The sequence below is a fragment of the Actinoplanes sandaracinus genome (genome assembly GCF_030009775.1).
GTDB lineage: Bacteria > Actinomycetota > Actinomycetes > Mycobacteriales > Micromonosporaceae > Actinoplanes > Actinoplanes sandaracinus.
In genome coordinates this window covers 68,854-86,656 of the sequence record NZ_JASCTH010000031.1, presented here as the reverse complement: position 1 = coordinate 86,656, position 17,803 = coordinate 68,854, and the positions used below count along the sequence as shown (strand labels likewise).

General features: G+C 70.9%; 11 protein-coding genes. All 11 read right to left on the bottom strand.

Translation table 11 applies throughout. The features are described from left to right. Nucleotides 1-4: 4 nt before the first annotated feature. Nucleotides 5-1,954 carry a hybrid sensor histidine kinase/response regulator gene (locus QLQ12_RS37140; protein ID WP_282765563.1) on the bottom strand — a complete coding sequence of 650 codons (1,950 nt, stop codon included), beginning with the start codon at nucleotides 1,952-1,954 and terminating at the stop codon, nucleotides 5-7. Further along, entirely contained in the window at nucleotides 1,947-2,396 is a 450-nt protein-coding gene (locus tag QLQ12_RS37135) for a response regulator (protein WP_282765561.1), read from the bottom strand. Before QLQ12_RS37135 ends, QLQ12_RS37140 begins: the two co-directional genes overlap by 8 nt. After that, nucleotides 2,393-3,817 carry a sensor histidine kinase gene (locus tag QLQ12_RS37130; RefSeq protein WP_282765559.1) on the bottom strand — a complete coding sequence of 475 codons (1,425 nt, stop codon included), beginning with the start codon at nucleotides 3,815-3,817 and terminating at the stop codon, nucleotides 2,393-2,395. Before QLQ12_RS37130 ends, QLQ12_RS37135 begins: the two co-directional genes overlap by 4 nt. 55 nt (nucleotides 3,818-3,872) lie before the next feature. Further along, nucleotides 3,873-5,162, bottom strand: coding sequence for an ATP-grasp domain-containing protein (locus QLQ12_RS37125; RefSeq protein ID WP_282765558.1), 1,290 nt, complete (start codon nucleotides 5,160-5,162; stop codon nucleotides 3,873-3,875). Further along, nucleotides 5,159-8,368, bottom strand: coding sequence for an amino acid adenylation domain-containing SDR family oxidoreductase (locus QLQ12_RS37120; protein WP_282765556.1), 3,210 nt, complete (start codon nucleotides 8,366-8,368; stop codon nucleotides 5,159-5,161). Before QLQ12_RS37120 ends, QLQ12_RS37125 begins: the two co-directional genes overlap by 4 nt. Nucleotides 8,369-8,545: 177 nt before the next feature. Next, nucleotides 8,546-10,423 (bottom strand): glycoside hydrolase family 5 protein, encoded by a 1,878-nt coding sequence (locus QLQ12_RS37115; protein WP_282765554.1) that lies wholly within the window; start codon nucleotides 10,421-10,423, stop codon nucleotides 8,546-8,548. 120 nt (nucleotides 10,424-10,543) lie between these two features. Beyond that, complete coding sequence (locus QLQ12_RS37110) at nucleotides 10,544-10,864, bottom strand: helix-turn-helix domain-containing protein (protein WP_282765552.1); 321 nt, start codon at nucleotides 10,862-10,864, stop codon at nucleotides 10,544-10,546. Nucleotides 10,865-11,448: 584 nt separating this feature from the next. After that, complete coding sequence (locus QLQ12_RS37105) at nucleotides 11,449-14,667, bottom strand: NACHT domain-containing protein (RefSeq protein WP_282765550.1); 3,219 nt, start codon at nucleotides 14,665-14,667, stop codon at nucleotides 11,449-11,451. A 30-nt stretch (nucleotides 14,668-14,697) separates the two neighbouring features. Further along, nucleotides 14,698-15,855 (bottom strand): Gfo/Idh/MocA family protein, encoded by a 1,158-nt coding sequence (locus QLQ12_RS37100; RefSeq protein ID WP_282765547.1) that lies wholly within the window; start codon nucleotides 15,853-15,855, stop codon nucleotides 14,698-14,700. Beyond that, nucleotides 15,852-16,664 carry an ATP-binding cassette domain-containing protein gene (locus tag QLQ12_RS37095; protein WP_282765545.1) on the bottom strand — a complete coding sequence of 271 codons (813 nt, stop codon included), beginning with the start codon at nucleotides 16,662-16,664 and terminating at the stop codon, nucleotides 15,852-15,854. Before QLQ12_RS37095 ends, QLQ12_RS37100 begins: the two co-directional genes overlap by 4 nt. 2 nt (nucleotides 16,665-16,666) lie before the next feature. Beyond that, complete coding sequence (locus QLQ12_RS37090) at nucleotides 16,667-17,704, bottom strand: ABC transporter permease (protein ID WP_282765543.1); 1,038 nt, start codon at nucleotides 17,702-17,704, stop codon at nucleotides 16,667-16,669. Between the last annotated feature and the right edge of the window lie 99 nt (nucleotides 17,705-17,803).

Genomic DNA, 17,803 nt, shown 5'->3' with positions numbered 1-17,803 from the left:
CTCCTCAGCAGGCGCCGCTGTGCAGGGTCGTGTGGATCTGGTGCAGAAGCGTCGCGCCGCTGAACGGCTTGTTGACGATCGGAACGCCGTCGGGGAGCCGCCGGTCGCTGTCGGCCGTGTATCCGGACATGAAGACGATGTGGAGGGACGGGCGGGCTCCGAGCACCGTTTGAATGAACTCCAGGACCGGCATTCCGGGCATGATGACGTCCGACAGGAGCAGGTCGAACGAGAGAGCGTCGTCGCGGATGAGCCGCAGCGCCTCCTCGCGGGTGGAGGCGTCGGAGACCTCGTACCCGCCTCGGGTGAGCACCCGCCGCGTGATGGTGCGGATGTCGTCGTCGTCCTCGACCACGAGGACGCGTTCGCCGTGGCCCCGGCCCGTGTCGCCGGTTCCGCTGTCCGTCTCGGTGGTGGGCGCCGGGCGGTCCGCGGCCGGCAGATAGACGGCGATCCGTGTTCCCGCGCCGGGCGCGGAGTCGACGGTGATCGCTCCGGACGCCTCCTGCACCGCGCCGTAGACGGTCGCCAGGCCGAGGCCGCTGCCCTGGCCGGTGCTCCTGGTGGTGAAGAACGGCTCGAACGCCCGGCGCTGGACCTCCTCGTCCATGCCGCACCCCGTGTCGGCGACGGCGAGGCACACGTACCGCGCCGATCGCGGGACGGCGCCGATCGCCGTGGCGGGCAGGTCGTCCACGCGTGCCGTCCGGATGACGAGACGCCCGCCTTCCGGCATCGCGGCGCGGGCGTTCACCACCAGGTTCATGATGATCTGTTCGAGGCGGCTGGGGTCGATGGTGACGAAGTCGAGATCCGGCTCGATGTCGATGCTGAACTCGATGTCCTCGCCGATCGTGCGGCGCAGCAGCCGTTCGATCTGGCCGACCACCGCGTTCAGGTCCACCATCTCGGGCTGGGACGGTTGCAGACGGCTGAAGATGAGCAGCTGGCGGGTCAGGGCGGTGGCCCGCCGGGCGGCGTCGTCGATGTTCTCCAGGTCCGGCCGGCACGGATGGGCGGGGCCGAGCTCGTCGAGCACGAAAGCGGTGTAGCCGCTGATCACACCGAGGAGGTTGTTGAAGTCATGTGCGACCCCGCCGGCGAGCTGGCCGAGGGAGTCCAGCCGTTCCGCCTGGTGCAACTGCCGTTCCAGTTCCCGGCGTTGCTCGGCGGCGTCCACCTGGGCGGTGATGTCCCGCAGGAGGCCCTCGACGGCGATCGGGACGCCGGCGTCGTACACCGCGACGAGTCGCTGCTCGGCGCAGGCGCGCGTGCCGTCGGGCCGCGACCAGCGCACGGTGAGCGGACTGCCCGGCGGTGACTGCCACGACCGCCGCATGACCTCGCGGTCGTCGGGATCCATGGTGCCGAAGAGCAGTTCCGGCTGCTCGTACAGCTCCTCCGGGGACAGCCCGGTCATCGCGGCTATGGCGGGGCTGATGTATTCGAGAACCGGGGCCGGACCGGGCCGAAATCGGAACAGGACGTCCTGGAGGTTCTCGGCGACGAGCCGGAAACGCTCCTCGCTGGTGCGCAGCGCCGCCTCCGTGCGCCGCCGTTCCTGACGATCCCGCGCTTCCCGCAGTTCGCGTTGCACCGCCGGCCCGAGGCGGGCGAGCTTGTCCTTGAGCACGAAGTCGTGGGCGCCGGCACGCATCAACGCGGTGGCGGACTCCTCGCCGATCTGCCCGGAGACGACGATGAAAGGCACGTCCAGGCCGGTGTCACGGAGCAGTTGCAGCGCCGCCTCCGCGTTGAACGCCGGCATGCCGTTGTCGGAGATCACGATGTCGGGCGATCCGCGCGCCAAGGCGGCACACATCGCGTCGGCCGTCTCGACGCGCTCGTAGTCGACCCGCAGGCCGGACCGGCGGAGCCGGTTCACGACCAGGACGGCGTCGTCGTCGCTGTCCTCGATGAGCAGCAGCCGGATCTCCTCCGGCTCCTCAGTCATGGGTTCTTCCCACCGGCCGGTTCACCAGCAGCCAGTACATGCCCAGCACCCGGACCGCGTCCAGGAACTCGTCGAACGCCACGGGTTTGCGCACGAAGCTGTTGGCGCCGAGGTCATAGGTGTTCACGATGTCGCGTTCCTCGGTCGAGGTGGTGAGGACGACGACCGGCAGGTATTTGGTGCGCGGATCGGACCGGATGCTCCGCAGCACCTCCAGACCGCTGACCTTCGGCATGTTGAGGTCCAGCAGGACCAGCGCCGGCATCGTGTCCGTCCGGCCGGCGGACGGCTCCTCGGCCGGGAACAGGTACCGCAGCGCCTCCTCCCCGTCGGCGGCGATGTCCACGGCGTTGGTGATGTTGTTCTTCTTCAGCGCGCGCAGGGTGAGCGTCACGTCGTCCTGGCTGTCGTCGATGATGAGGATCTTGCCGCCGGCACTCATGGCTTTCCCTTTTCGCCGCTCATCAGATTGAAATAGAACGTCGCGCCCTGGTCGATCTCGGCCTCGGCGAAGATGCGGCCACCATGACGGCGCACGACGCGGGCCACGATCGCGAGCCCGATGCCGGTGCCCTCGAAGTCGGCGGTCGTGTGCAGCCGCTGGAAGGCGTCGAACAGCTTGCCGGCATAGCTCATGTCGAAACCCACGCCGTTGTCTCGTACGAAGAAGAAGGTCTCGCCGCAGTGGACGGCGCGGCCCACCTCGATGATCGCCTCGGCCCTCTTGCCGGTGAACTTCCAGGCGTTGGCCAGAAGGTTCTGCAGGGCGAGCCGCAGCAGGTGGGGATCGGCCTCAGCGGTGAGACCGTCGGGGACGATGAGCGTGACGGAGCGATCCGGATCGACCGCCCGCAGGTCCGCGACGACGTCCTGGCTCATCGCGGAGAGGTCCACCTCGCAGCGCTCCAGCTCGGCCCGCGTGGCGCGGGACAGGTTGAGCAGGTCGTCGATCATCCGGCCCATGCGCCCCACGTTGCGCTGCAGCCGGTGCAGGTAGTCCTTGCCGACGTCGTCGAGAACGTCGCCATAGTCCTCCAGCAGCGCGTCGCTGAAGCCGTGCAACGAGCGCAGCGGCGCCCGCAGGTCGTGCGAGACGGAGTAGGCGAACGCGTCGAGCTCCTTGGTCGACGCCTCCAGCTCGGCCGTGCGGTGCAGGACCCGGGTCTCCAGGCTTGCGTTGAGCCGCCGCACCTCGTCCTCGGCCCGCTTGCGGTCGGTGATGTCGGTGGAGATGCCGCACACGGCATAGGGCCTGCCCGCGGTGTCCAGCACGGGGAACTTCACCGAGATGTACGTGCGCAGGCCGTCGACGCCGTCCGCGGTCTCCTCGTACTGCACGGACTTGCCGGCGGCCGCGACCTGGAGGTCATTGGCACGTAACTGGTCGGCGAGCTCGGCGGGGAACACCCCGTGGTCGGTGAGGTTGACGACCCGGTGGCGGGGAACACCGAACAGTCGTTCCCACGACTTGTTGACCAAAAGGTACTGCCCGTTGTCGACCCGCTTCATATAGATGTTCGACTCGGAGTTGTCGATCAGCTTCTGCAGCTGGTTGTGGCTGGCCGCCGCCTCGTTCCGCGCCGCGGTGCGGGCTCGGTCCGCGCGGATCACGACGTCCAGGGCGTACAGGCCGAACGCGCCGAGCACGGTGACGTGGCCGCCGGTCACCGCCGTCGTCGTCCGGTCGCCGTGCCGGCGGATGAGCAGGAGGCCGAGCGCCGAGCCCGCCACGACGGCGGCGGCGAGTGCGCGGCGGATCGCGGCCGGCGCCGCGCCGCGGGTGAACAGGTATCGCAGGACCTGGGTGACTTCGGTGATGTGGCCTTCGCTGTGGTGCCCGCTGACCGCAGGAGTCGTTACCATGGCGGCCCCCGATGCACCCAAGCTACGACGAGATCCACGCTAACACTGTGCGTAGTCAGTTCGTGCGGTTTTCGTCGCTTTCGGGCGCTCGCTCGTACTCGACGTGCAGGGTCCGGCCGATGAGGTCCACCAGACGCAGCACTCCTCGGTGATCCGGCGCCGACCCGTGCACGATGCCCAGGTAGGCGAGGGTGCCGCGCCGCCAGTCCAGTGCCGTGCCCGGCTCGGTCAGCACCTCGACGAGGTGGATTCCCGGCACGTCACCGAGTTCGTCGATCCCGTCGAGCCGCCGCAGCGCGACCGCCTCCATCGGCGGGGTCAGAAAGTACTGGAACGCGTGCCGCCGGTAGGCCGTCGCCGGGGGACTGTACGGTCGCCCGAGCGCCACGGTGAGCGCGGCACGCACGAGGTCGAACCCCCGCGCGCGCCGGACCAGGTCGGCGACGTACCCGCCGAGGCGGCCGTTGACCTCGATGATCCGCGGGCCGCCGGGGGTGAGTTTGACCTCCGTGTGGGTGATGCCGTGCCGGACGCCGAGAGCCGTGAGCGCCGCGGTCGTGAGCGCCAGCACCTCGTCCCGCCAGCCGTCGCCCAGCGTGCTGGGCACCACGTAACCGGTCTCCCGCAGCGGCGCGGCCAGTGGGAACTTGCCGGTCACCTCGACGTGCCGGATGTCGCCGTGCGAGGTCATCGACTCGACGGAGACGTAGTCGGCCCAGTCCTGGCCCGCGGCCGACGGGTCGCCGGACAGCAGTCGCTCGACGACGAACTCGGCGGTGGAGCCGCCGGTCTCGGCGCCGGTGAAGGCACGCCATCTCACCTGGGCCTCGTCGAGGCTGTGCACGGTGCAGGTCCGTGCGCTCGCCGCGCCGCTGCGGGGCTTGAGGACCGCCGGAAGGCCGACCGTGTCCAGGGCCGGGGCGAGTTCGGTGAGGTCGCGGACGACGCGGCATGCGGTGTGCTGGACACCCGCCTCGGCGAGTACGCGGCGTTGCGTGTACTTGTCGGTCACCGCCGCCGCGGTGTCCACGCTGAGGAAGGCCAGACCCCGGCGGTCCGCGAGGGCGGCGGTCCGGTTGAGCTGGCTCTCGCTGAAGGTGACGATGCCGGCCAGGTCCGCGCAGTCCGGCGCGGCCACTATCTGTTCGTCGGTCATACCGGTGGTGTCGCAGACCGGCGCCAGCGCCCGAAGATCGTCGTAGAGCGCCCGCACGTGCGGCAGGCTCCGGTCGCAGAGGAAGACGATCCGGGCGAGGTCCCGGGCCGAGGCGAGGATGCTCATCGGGCTGGCGGAGCCGAAGTCGAACACGACGGCCACCCGGGGCAACGGCACGGCGGTGGTCATGCCGCCCCCGACCGGGAACCCGCGACCGGCCGGCCGCCGTCCGGGGCCGGAAAGTAGCCGGACCGCTGGAAGAACCGCACGTAGTGGTCGAGCAGCGCGGTGTCGACCGGAGGCATCGCGATGGACGATCCGGCCAGTGCCCGCTCGGTGTTGCTCCGGCTGAAGTGCGGGAAGTGGTCGGCGAAGTACATCTGCTTGACCACGAGACCACTGCGCGGGCTCCGGTCGACCCAGAGAGGCATGAACGGGGTGAACGGGTGCCGGGGGTGCTCGGCGACGAACGCCACCGCCCGCGTCACCCACTCGTCGAACGGCAGCGTGCGGACCTGGTAGCCATGGCCGCGCAGCACCTCCGTCATGTCGGACAGCGTCGCGGGCCTCGGGTTGGTCAGGTGATAGGTACGCGTCTCGGTGGTGCGGGTCAGCGCGATGTGCACGATCTGCGCCGCCAGCACGTCGACCGGCACGAGATCGAGGGGGATGCCGGCGTCCGGCGCGATCCGCAGGTCGACGATCAGCCGCAGCAGCGCGCAGGTGGCGTTCTCCAGATTCCACGCCCCCCGGGCGAGGTCGCCGGAGATCTCGTACGGCCGGTGGATGCCGACCGGCAGCCCCTCGCTCGCCGCCCGGCCCAGCACCGTCTCGGCCACCCATTTCGTTTCGGTGTACCCCATGAACAGGTGTTCCGGGTAGGCCAGCGGGGTGTCCTCCGAGACGTCACGCACCCCGGCCGCCCCGAAACCGGCCAGCACCGCGAGCGTGGACACGAAGTGCACCGGGACGCGCCGGGGCATCGCGAGCCGCACCAGCTCCCGGGTGCCGCCCACCGTGACCGGCGCCAGTGGAGAGTAGGGGTAGACGAAATTCACATAGGCGCCGGCGTGCAGGACGAGGTCCACCCGTCCGGCCAGCTCGTCGAACGCCGCGGCGGTCAGCCCGAGGGCCGGCCGGCCCAGGTCACCGGCCAGCGGATGCACGCGATCATCGGGAAGGTCACCGAGCCGGTACCGCTGTTGCCCGGCGGCCAGCCGGCGCCGGGCGTGCTCGGCGTCGCCGGCCCGGACCAGGCAGTGGATGTCGGCGTCGGTGACGGTCAGCAACCGGCGGAGCAGATAGCTGCCGAGGAAGCCGGTGCCGCCGGTGAGCAGAACGGGCCCGCCGGAGAAGCGCGTCGCCGCGGTGTCGAGCTCGTCGGCCGGCGACCGTGGCCGCGTCACCACCGGCGGCCGGGTGTTCGCCCCGGGCGCCGCCGTGACCACGGTGTCGAGCCCGCTCTCGCGGCGGAACTCGGCGTCCATCGCGGCGCTGTCGCGGTCGAGGAGACCGGCGCGCGCCTCACGCACCGCCTCGGCGCAGCCGGCGAGGGTCGGATCGGCCAACAGCCGGGACGTCAGGACCCGGCTCTGGCTCTGGTCGACCCCGAACATCGTCTGCAGCCGCACGAACAGGCGCGCCGCCAGCAACGAGTTGCCGCCGAGGTCGAAGAAGCTGTCGTCGAGGCTGACCTCGTGGGGTTCCAGGTCGAGGACCTCCACCCAGAGCCGGGCGAGCCCCACTTCGATCGGCGTCGCCGGCCGGCGGTCCGCGGGCACCGGCGTCGACGGCCGGTCCCCGCCGCGCACCGCGAGCGCGGCGAGTGAGCCCCGGTCGATCTTTCCCGTGCCGGCCAGGGGCAGACGGTCCAGCCGGACGATCCGGGCGGGGAGCATGAACCGTGGCAGGCGGGCGGCGAGGTACGCCCCGAGATCGGTCGCCGTCGGGCCGCCCGGCCCACCGGCGTCGCCGTCTCGCGTGGCGGGGGGCGCCGGCTGGTAGTAGGCGACGATCGTCCGGGTGTCCGGGTCGTCGCCGGCGACCACGACGGCCGCGGCGGCGACACCGTCCGAGCCGGCGAGCACCGTCTCGATCTCGTCCAGCTCGATCCGGAAGCCACGGACCTTCACCATCCGGTCCAGGCGGCCGAGAAAGTCGATGTCACCGTTGGGCAGCCAACGGGCCCGGTCACCGGTACGGAACAGTCTCGCGCCGGACCGGCGCCCGCGCCGGTCCGGCAGGAAACGCGCGGCGGTCTGCGCGGGATCGTTGGCGTACCCCCGGGCGACGCCGTCGCCGCCGACCCAGAGCTCGCCCTCGACACCGACCGGCACCGGATCGCCGTCCTCGTCCACGATGTAGCAGGTGGAGTTGGAAACGGGACGTCCGATCGGAATCCGCGCGGTCCCCTCCGGCACGTCGACGATGTGATGAGTGGTGGAGAAGGCGGTGTTCTCCGTCGGTCCGTAACCGTTGAGAAGCCGTTGCGGCGGCCCGCTCGCCAGCACCCCGCGCACGAGGGCCGGGTCGAGCACGTCACCGCCGGCTATCACGCAGCGCAACCCGGCGAACATGCCCGGCAGCGTCCGCGCACACTGGTGGAAGACCCCGGCGGTCAGCCACGCGACCGTAACTGCCTCCTCGGAGAACAGCCGGTGCAGCAGGGCCGGATCCAGCAGGGTCGGCTGGTCGACGATCACCAGCCCGGCGCCGTTGAGCAGAGCGCCCCAGACCTCGAAAACCGATGCGTCGAACGCCGGATGACCGGTGTGCGCGACCCGGTCGGCCGCGGTGATCTGCAGGTAGTCGGCGCCGATGACGAGCCGGGCGACCGCGCGATGCGGCACCTCGACGGCCTTGGGAACGCCGGTCGAGCCGGAGGTGAACATGACGTAGGCCGGATCGCCGCCACCGGTTCCCGGGTCCGGCGGGCGTGGGCCGCCGTCGCGGTGGTCGGCGGCCGCGACCGAGCGGGCGTCCTCCAGGACCCCCGCGGTGTCCGGCAGCCTGACCAGGTGCCGGATCCCGAGTTCGCCGGTCAGAGTCTGTAGCCGGACGGCCGGATCCGTCGGGTCCAGCGGCACGTAGGTGGCGCCCGCCTTCAGGATGGCGAGCATCCCGGCCGGGGATTCGAGGCAACGCCCGCCCAAAAGACCCACCGCGTCGCCGGCCCGCACACCGACCTCGGACAGACGGGCCGCCAGCCCGTCGGACCATCGATCGAGTTCCGCATAGGTGATCCGGCGATCGCCGTCGACCACGGCGGTCGCGCCGGGGGCCGCCGCCACCTGCCCGGCGAACAACTCCGGGATGGAGGATTGGTCCGGATAGTCGGCCACCTGCCCGAACCATCGAGTCTGTGGTGGTGTTTCGCCGGAATCGTCAACAATCATGGTCAGACCTCCGCCCGCCTCGGACGTGAGCCACTCACCCGCGCCCCCGAGCCGTCGAGGTTGCCCACTACCTCGTCTCATGGTGTCCGCATCACGCGGACCTGGAAAGTCGTGTACCCCGGTGGGGGCGAACGCATACCCGGCGACCGTGCCACAAGAGGCGGGGAGAGCACGCGGTCAGGGCAGGCGACGGCAGAGCAAAGCGTCCGGGGTACGCGACGACGGGAACCGTCCCGTGTAGGCGATGCCGGCCGCGTACTCGCCGTCGGCGCACTGGCCCTTGTAGTGGCCGCCGGCGAAGTCGCCGCCCGGGCCGCCCGCGGGACGGCTGTCGCCACGGTCGAACCACACGGTCCGGCCGGCGTCGGTCACCGCGGCCAGGGCGGAGACGCACAGCACGCTGGACACGGCGGCCCCCCGCACCGCATAGCCGATCAGCACCGAGGACGCCGGGCACTGCAGCTTGGTGTAGCCGGACGCCCAGTCTCGCGACACGTGCCTCTCGTCCGTCACCACCTGGTACGCGCCCCACGTGGTGGCGCCGGAGAAGTCGGTGCACAGTCCCCGGTTGCCGGTGTGACTCAACCCGATCAACCGCTGCCCGTCCGGACAGACGGCTTTGCGGGCGCCGCGATCGAAGTCGGGCTGGGCGCGCATCCGCGACGACGCGATGAAGTCGCCGTGGTCGGGGCTCAGCATCGACCGGGACGCGACCGGGGCGACATACCCCTGACGGGCGGTCGTGGTGATCAGCCGCTGCCAGGCGGCGGACCGCCAGTCCACGCCGTCGAGCAGACCGGAGCGCTGGCCGGCGGCGTCGAAGAAGAGCAGCCCCCACGCGTTGCCGCTCTCCGCCCAGCCGATCACCGGCCAGTAGGCGAAGTCAGCGTCGGCCCTGATCAGCAGGTCGGCGAAGTTCTCGAACCAGGCCCGCTGCCGGCTGCCGGGCGCGGCGCCGGCGTCCACGCCGAACTCGCTGATCCACACCGGCGCGGTGAAGTGGCTGCCGGGCTCCCCCGCGACGAACGACGCGTCCCGCTCGAAGACGGCGGCGAGCTCCGCGGGGCTCAGGTCGCGGTAACGGGGGTCGCTGGTCTCCCCCGTCCCGGTGGCGCCGCTGTGGTTCGGGCCGGTGTAGTCGTAGAAGTGGGCCGAGTACACCAGCTTCCCGGACCTCACCAGAGTGTGCGACAGCGTGCGGACCGGCCGCAGGGTCGGCCGCTCGTGCGGGAGGCCGTCGACCGGGATCCCGGTCCAGTTGATGCCCTCGACGATGATCAACAGGTTCGGGTTGGCCTCGGCGAGGATCCGGTCGCCGGCCCGCTGGGAGGCCGCGAACCAGTCGTGCGCGTTGCCCCGGCCCCAGTTCGGGTCGTCCAGGACGGTACGGCGCACCTCGTTGTAGAGGTCGGCGCCGACCACCCGCGGCTCGTCGCGGTAACGGCGGGCCATGAACAGCCAGTCGTCCTCCCACTGCTGGACGCTCTGCGAGGTGTTCCACCGCTCGTTGCCGTCGAGGGCGCAGCACCAGCGGGTGGTGTTGGTGTGGTTGTTGAGGATCACCGCGAGCCCGGCGCCGGTGAGCGCGGCGACGACCCGGTCGTACACCTGAAGGGGAGTGAGGCCCCGCATCCGGGGGTTGGCGGCCACGGCGGCGTCGGTCACCGGCCGGGTGTCGCGCAGCATCTCGTTCGAGAAGGGCAGGCGCACGCTGTTGAGGCCCAGGTCGCGGAATCCGGCGACGACCGTGGCCAGCGGCGCCCGGTCGAGCCCGAGCGGGATCCGCCCGGAGTTCTCCCCGGCGTGGTGGGCGGCGTTGTCGGCCGTGTCGCCGGAACCGTTCCAGGTGCCGCTCGCGCCGTGCCAGTTGCCGGAGCGCAGTTTGAAGCGCTGCCCGTCCGCGTCGACGATGTAGCGGCCGCGGGTCGACAGCGGCCCCGTCCATCCGGGGTCCGCCTCCGCGATCGTGGCGGCGGAGGCGGAAGCCGCGGGGGCCCCGGGCAGGAGGGCGGCCAGCAGCAGCGGGGCCAGGAGCAGACGTTCGGCGAGACGCACGGTGACCACCAACCTTCGACGGGTCCGGTGGTCACATTGAAGAGCATCACCGGCCTTTATGGAACAGTCCTAAGAAATAGACGGTCCGCAAAGGCCGGCGCGCCGGAGACGGCGATGCGATCAGGCGGCGTCCACTCGCTGGTCGCGTTGGTGCTCCGCGTGGTGATGGCGGGCTTCCTGGAGCTGGTCTTCGAGAATGATGATCCGGCAGGCGGCTTCCAGCGCGGTGCCCTGAGCGACCAGTTCCCTGGCCCGGGCGGCGAGGCGCAGTTGGTAGCGCGAATAACGGCGATGCCCACCGGCGGACCGGTACGGGTTGAACAGCTTCGCCTCGTCGAGGCGGCGCAGGAAGTCCTGCGAGGCGCCGGTGATCTCCGCGGCGCGGCCCATCGTGTAGGCGGGGTAGTCCTCGTCACCGAACATGTCGTCGGGTTGGGCCATGCATGTGCCTCTCTCATGACGAGGGCCCCGGCGCGGAAGCGCCGGGGCCCGGGGTTACGGGTTCAAACACCATCTACCGGCACGTTCGCCGGTTTGCCGTGTCCGCACCGGCCGCCGTCGGCGGTTGAGGGTGCGAGGATCGCGTAAGCGTGACCGGAGACCACCTCTCGTTCGATGGAGACTGCGGTGTCCACTCCAGAATCGAACCGCGTCCTGGAGACGGGCGATCCAACGGTGTTCGGGCCCTCCCTTTCCTCTGCTTCGCATTTCCTGTGGTGCTCACCTGCTGATCACCGGTGCCGGAGCCCCACGCGACTTCATGGCCCCACCACGTGCGGTGATCGACACTTCCACTGATCGACACTTGCACTGATCGACACTCGCACTGCGGGCCGAGCGAGCCACGACATCTGTCCGGGCCCTGCTTGACGCTCGGCCGTTCTCGTCTGCGTCTTCGACGATCTCTCTTGGGTACGGGAGAAACACTAACCACGCTTCACAAGAATGTCTAGTTCCTCCGACCTAGATTTTCTCGGCACCGGGATCACTTTCTCGGCGCCGAGATCGTTTCCGCCGCGCCGAGATCAGAGGAACTCGGGAATCTCCGCCACCGCCTGCCGGATGATCGCGCGGCGGACCGAGTCGGCCGCGTCAGCTGGCAGCAGAGCCACCACTGCCGCGGGCCACGATCCTTCCAAGACCGCCCTCACCTCGGGGGTGTGCCGGTACGAGGTTCCGTAGAGCACGCGGTCGGATCGGCCCCAGACGACCTCGCCGATCCCGAGCACCATCTCGATCCTCGAATCCCGGGCCGCCGGGATCATCACCGGCTCGCCCGAGTCGACGGCCACGAACAGTTCCGCGCCCATCTGGGGCAGGTACGGCAACAGCGCCGGGAACAACGCGGCCAGCAGGGCGAATCCCGGCCCCAGATCGGAACGCTGCCGCCGGAAACCCAGCAGCCGGGCGACGATCTCCCGGAACAACGGCACCGGGATGTTCTCACCGAACCGGCAGAGATGCGCGAGCACCGGGCGCGCCAGCCACTCGGCGGTCACGTCGGCCTCCAGGAAGGCCCGCATCATCTTGTCGTCGACGCCACCGGCCCGGCCCGGGACGGGCTCGGTGAGCGTCGCCGCCAGTTCGCCCGCCAGCTGCTCGGCTCCGTCCACCGGGGTCAGCCGGTAGTTGTCGGTCATCATGGCGATGCCGGCGTTGTAGGCGGCGCCGCGCACCCGGTTGGCGGTCTCGAGCCGGAGCCGGCGGACGAACGTGTTGGAGATCGGATCGCTGCGGGCCTCGACCGCTGCCCAGCTCCCGGTGGGACGGCCCAGCGAAGTCAGCAGCTGGCGCCACTCCTCACCGTGATCACGCTGGAAGCTGGCATGCCAGAGGTCGAGCAGGGTGGTCCAGTGTTCCTCGGGGTCGGCGTCGGCCGGAGCGAGGTAGGCGAGCGGGACTGGATCGTCGACCAGCCGGGTCAGCAGGAGCACCAGGTTCGCGGTGTACGTCGCCATCCGGTCGGTGTAGCGGCCGCCGGACGGGTCGTAGCCGGCGAACGCGCCCCGGCCCCACCGGTCCGGGGCCGCCCGGATGATCCGGCTGAGAACCACGAGCACGCCCTGTCGGGTGTCCGCGGCCTCCGCGGCGAACAACTGCCGCGCGAACGGCAGCACCTGCGCCGCCCCCGCGGTGATGAGACGGTGCGACAGGAGAGCGAACAGCAGATCGTCGTCCCACTGCTGGGAGCTGGGGCGGGCCAGGGCCCGGTGCAGGTCGACCAGTTGATTCACCACGTGATAGGCGACCAGGTACTCGCCGAAGGTGGCGTGCAGGAACTCGTAGCTGCGGCCGACATGGCCGGCGTCGGCCTCCGCGGCGGTGATGAAGAAGAACCGGCCGATGACCCGTTGCGCCGGATCGAGGGCGCCGGCCGGAGTCAGGATCGGGTCGGCGTGCCGGCGGCTCAGCGCCACCAGGTCGAGCCGTAGCTGATCCTCGCCGAGGTGGAGGCGGCCCCGGTTGATCATGCCGAAGGCGACGACGCCGAGCTGCCACAACGCGTCGTACCGGCGCTGCGCCGACGTGACCTCCGGTGGCTGCCCGGGCTTGGTCAGCTCGCGGGTGATGAAGTCGTGCAGCAGAGCGCCGTAGAGGTCCGCGGCGGAGCTCTGCCGCGGTAACGGGCTTCGAGCGGCGTAGACGGCCAGCAGCAGCAACAGCAACGGCTGATGGGACAGGTCGCCGAGTCGCAGGACGGTCGCCGGATCCGGGTCGAGGACTCCCGCGCCGGCGTTCACCGTGCGCCAGATCCGCAGCCACTGCCGCACCTGATCGTCGGAGAAGTCCTCCAGCTTCACCATCAGCGAGCCCTCCGGGATCCCGGCGAGTTCCGCGACGATCGTGCGGGCCGTGACGACGGCGATCAGCGGGGTGCCGGTGACCTTCTCGACCCGCTGGAACTCGGCGACGTCCGCGAGGTAGCCGGACTGCGTGGAGCCGGTGGCCTGCATCAGCTCGTCGAGCCCGTCGATGAACAACACCCGCACGGTGTCCTCGCTCGCCGCGCAGAAGTCGGTCCAGTTCACGTGGCCGTTGGTGGCCTTCTCCAGCGACCCGCTCAGCTGCGCGTGCAGGGGGGCCGACGGGTCGCCCACATCGCGCAGCGCGATGCGGACCGCGGTGAAACGGTCAGCGCCCGCGAGTCGTGCCGCGCAGACCTTGGTGAAGAGGCTCTTGCCGGAGCCGGGGTGCCCGAGGACCACCATCGGCTTCTCGGTGCCGGCGGGGCCGGCGACGTGCCCGGCGAGGAACGTCTCGATGTCGTCCTCGAGCGGCTGGCGCGCCCACCAGCGCTCGTCACCCGGGCGTGCGTCGCGGTCGGCGATCGCCCACCGGAACCGGGGGCTCACATAGCCCGCCTCCACCGTGGGCAGGACGACCCCGCCCAGGTCACCCGCCTCACCGATCGGAATGAGCGTCGCCGAGAGGACCTCCCGGTTGATCGCCTCGATGACGGTCAGAATCCGGGCGGCCTGCCGATCCCCGCGCCGGACGATCGTGGCCACCCAGTGCTCCAGGCGGGCCAGCGACGTGCCGGTGACCTCCTGCGTGGCGGCGTGCTCGCCGAGCATCGCCCAGATCTCGAACTCGCGGACCTCGGCGGCGAGCCGCGCGTACTCCACCCGGTACCGGCGGACCGCGCGCTCGACGATCTGCCGCACCAGCGGGTCGGCCGGCCGAACCTCGGCATCGCGGGGCCACCCGTGGAAGCCGGCGAAGAACTCCAGGCTCGCACGGGTCAGCTCGCGGTAGAACGGCTCGATCCGATCGACGATGCTCCGGTGCAGGCCGGAGGTCGCGTCCGGCAGCGGCACACGGCCGGACGCCAGCAGGCCGACGGCCCGTTCACCGGCAGCGACCGCGGTCAGCCGCGACAGATCCTCATCGGTCAGGTCGAGACGGTCGTAGACCGAACCGAGCACCTCGCGGATCGCCGCGAAGAACGAGCCGTGCACCAGGGCCGTGTGGGTCGCGGCCAGGACGTCGAAGCGCTCGCGGCCCGCACCCTTACGCAGCCGCTCGTAACCGGCGGAGACCAGCCCGTCGAGGAGCCGGACCGTCTCGTTCTTCTGGTCCACCCAGCCGAAGACGGTGAACAGTTCGGAGACTCCGGTGGTCAGGTAGCCGACGCCGCTGCCGAGGATCGCCAACCCGAGCAGCCGGTCCAGCTTTTCCACGACCTTGGGCGTGTCGGCGAGGATGCGACGCGCACCGTCGAGAGTGTACGGATCGGTGGCCACGAATAGTGATCGTAGCGTCGCTGCGTGATCTCATGCGGCGCTGCCGGTGCGGACCCATGCGCCGGCGCGCACGGAGTCGAGCATCGCGTCGAGGGCGGCGGCGGCCGCGACGGCGTCGGCGAGGGTGGCGCCGTGCGGCTTGCCCTCGACGATCGACCGCAGGAAGCCGGCCGCCTCGATCACCTTGGTGTCGTCGTAGCTCATCGGGATGCCCGCGCCCGGCTGGAACGCCGCGAACTCGCCGTGGCCCGGCCCGGCGAAGACCGTCCGGTAGCTTCGCGACTGGACGGAGTCGCCGGTGCTCACGGCGAGTTCCCCCATCCGCCGGAAGTCCCAGCCGAGCGCGCCCCGGGTGCCGTGGATCTCGAAGCCGTAGGTGTTCTGCTCCCCCACCGCGACCCGGCTGGCGGTCAGGGTGCCGCGGGCGCCGCTGGCGAAGCGCAGCAGCACGCCGAGGTAGTCCTCGTTCTCGACCGGTCCCGGCGGGCCGTCGGCGCGGGAGAAGTGGCTGGCCGCGCCGGTGACCGCCGGCCGCAGCCCGATGACGGTGGAGGTGTCGGCGACCAGCGCGTCGATCTCACCGAGCAGGTGCCGGGCCAGGTCGACGGCGTGCGAGGCGAGGTCGCCGAGCACCCCGGCGCCGCCGTGCGAGCGGGTGAACCGCCAGGACAGCCCACCGGCCGGGTCGGCGGCGTAGTCGCTGGCGAACCGGAATCGCGCATCGGTGACCTGCCCGATCGCGCCGGCGGCGAGCAGCGCCCGGGCCTCGGCGACGGCCGGCGCGGACCGGTAGTTGAACCCGACCGTGCCCTGCACGCCGGCGGCGGCCGCGGCGGCGGCCACGGCCCGGGCGTCGTCGCCGGTCAGGCCGACCGGTTTCTCGATCCACAGGTGCCGGCCGGTGGCGGCGACGGCCGCGCCGATCTCCCGGTGCAGGAAGTTCGGTGTGGTGACGCTGACCGCCTCGACACGCGGGTCGGCGAGCAGCTCGCGCCAGTCGGTGGTGGCGGTCGCGAAGCCGTACTGGGCGGCGGCCGCCTCGGCCCGGCCCGGTTCGGCGTCGGCGACCGCGACCAGCCGCGGCTCGATCGCCAGGTCCGGGTAGTGGTGACGGAGGCGCAGGTAGGCGCGGGTGTGCACGTGCCCCATCCAGCCGAAGCCGATCACCGCCACGCCGAGGTGGTTCATGACGCCGCCTCCTCGCGCTCCACGGCGCCGGTGCCGCGTTCGAGCTCGTGCGCGAGCTGGTCGAGTTCGGCGCCACCGGCCATCATCCGGGTGAGCTCGGGCAGCGACAGCTCGCCCTTGGCGAAGTCGCCGAGACTTCTGCCCCGGTTGAGCAGCAGAAACCGGTCACCCACCGGGTACGCGTGGTGCGGGTTGTGCGTGACGAGGACGACCGCCAGGCCACGGTCGCGCGCCCGCGCGATGTAGCGCAGCACCACCCCGGCCTGCTTGACGCCGAGCGCGGAGGTCGGTTCGTCGAGGATCAGCAGCCGGGCGCCGAAGTGGACCGCCCGCGCGATCGCCACCGACTGCCGTTCGCCGCCGGAGAGCGTGCCGACGGGCTGGTCCGGGTCGCGGATGTCGATGCCCATGTCGGCCAGCTCGCGGCGGGTCGTCTCGATCGCCCTGCTCCGGTCGAACCGGCGCAACGGGCCCCAGCCCTTGGTCGGCTCCGACCCGAGGAAGAAGTTGCGCCAGATCGCCATCAGCGGCACCATCGCGAGGTCCTGGTAGACCGTCGCGATGCCGGCGTCCAGCGCTTGGCGCGGGCTGCCGAGTTTGACCGGCCTGCCATCGAGCAGCAGCTCACCGCCGTCCGGCTGGTGCACTCCGGACAGGATCTTGATGAGGGTCGACTTGCCGGCGCCGTTGTCGCCCAGAACGCAGGTGACCTGGCCGGCGCGGACGGTGGTGGAGATGCCGTTGAGGGAGATGACGCTGCCGAACGTCTTGGTGACGTCCTTGATCTCCAGCAGTGGAGCGTCGGTCATCGCTATCTCCTCGACAGTTCGGCGAAGCGGCGGAGGTACTGGTTGGCCAGCACGGCCAGCAGGAGCATCGCGCCGAGGAAGAACTTGAACCAGTCGGCGTCCCAGCCCGCGTAGACGATGCCCTGCGAGGTCATGCCGAAGATCAGCGCGCCGACGGACGCGCCGATCGCCGAGCCGAAGCCGCCGGTCAGCAGGCAGCCGCCGATCACCGCCGCGACGATGTAGATCAGTTCCTGACCGAAACCCGCCTGCGCCTGGATCGAGGTCAGCCGGGTGATCTGGGTCGTGCCGACGAACCAGGCGGCGAACGACGTGATCATGAACAGGGAGATCGTGGTACGGGCGACCGGGACGCCGACGTTGCGCCCGGCGTTCGCGTCGCCGCCGACCGCGAAGATCCAGTTGCCGAACCTCGTGCGCAGCAACAGCCACGAGCCGAGGATCGTCGCGGCTATCCACCAGAGGATCGCGATCTGGAACCGGGCGCCGGCGATCGCGATCTCACTGGCGAAGATCGCGTGTAGCACGTCGTACCCGATGATCTGGTTGAAGTTGTTGATCTGGACGGTGTTGGTGACGAGTTTCGTCACACCCAGGTTGAGGCCCTGGAGCATCAGGAAGGTGCCGAGCGTGATGATGAAGCTCGGCAGTCCGGTGCGGACGACCAGGTATCCGTTGACGAAGCCGATCGCGAGGACCACGGCTAGGGAGATCAGCAGCGCCGCCCAGGTGTTCACGCCGTAGTAGGTGGTGAGCAGGCCGCTGGTGATCGCGGCGGTGCCGGTCTGCACGCCCGCGGAGAGGTCGAAGTGGCCGCCGATCATGAGCAGCGCGACCGCGACGGCCATGATGCCGAGGGTGCTGGCGGGGTCCAGCCAGTTCGCGATGCCACTGGCCGAGCGGAAGACCTCGGACAGGGCGGCGAAGAAGGCGAAGACGAGGACGGCGCCGAGCAGCGCGCCGAGTTCGGGCTTGAGCAACAGGCGCTTGAGGACGCCCACCCGGGCGACGCGCTCGTCGGCGACGGTGATCGCTGACATGTTCCTCCTCAAAGAGGCTGGTGGGGCGGCCGGCAGAGCCGGCCGCCCCCGGCGGCCTCCGGCGGGAGCGGGTGCCGGCCGCGGGCCCGCGGGCGCGAG

Excerpts from the sequence above, each read along its gene's own strand:
- QLQ12_RS37140 (WP_282765563.1), bottom strand. The coding sequence starts at position 1,954 with ATGACTGAGGAGCCGGAGGAGATCCGGCTGCTGCTCATCGAGGACAGC.
- QLQ12_RS37135 (WP_282765561.1), bottom strand. The coding sequence starts at position 2,396 with ATGAGTGCCGGCGGCAAGATCCTCATCATCGACGACAGCCAGGACGAC.
- QLQ12_RS37130 (WP_282765559.1), bottom strand. The coding sequence starts at position 3,817 with ATGGTAACGACTCCTGCGGTCAGCGGGCACCACAGCGAAGGCCACATC.
- QLQ12_RS37125 (WP_282765558.1), bottom strand. The coding sequence starts at position 5,162 with ATGACCACCGCCGTGCCGTTGCCCCGGGTGGCCGTCGTGTTCGACTTC.
- QLQ12_RS37120 (WP_282765556.1), bottom strand. The coding sequence starts at position 8,368 with ATGATTGTTGACGATTCCGGCGAAACACCACCACAGACTCGATGGTTC.
- QLQ12_RS37110 (WP_282765552.1), bottom strand. The coding sequence starts at position 10,864 with ATGGCCCAACCCGACGACATGTTCGGTGACGAGGACTACCCCGCCTAC.
- QLQ12_RS37100 (WP_282765547.1), bottom strand. The coding sequence starts at position 15,855 with ATGAACCACCTCGGCGTGGCGGTGATCGGCTTCGGCTGGATGGGGCAC.
- QLQ12_RS37095 (WP_282765545.1), bottom strand. The coding sequence starts at position 16,664 with ATGACCGACGCTCCACTGCTGGAGATCAAGGACGTCACCAAGACGTTC.
- QLQ12_RS37090 (WP_282765543.1), bottom strand. The coding sequence starts at position 17,704 with ATGTCAGCGATCACCGTCGCCGACGAGCGCGTCGCCCGGGTGGGCGTC.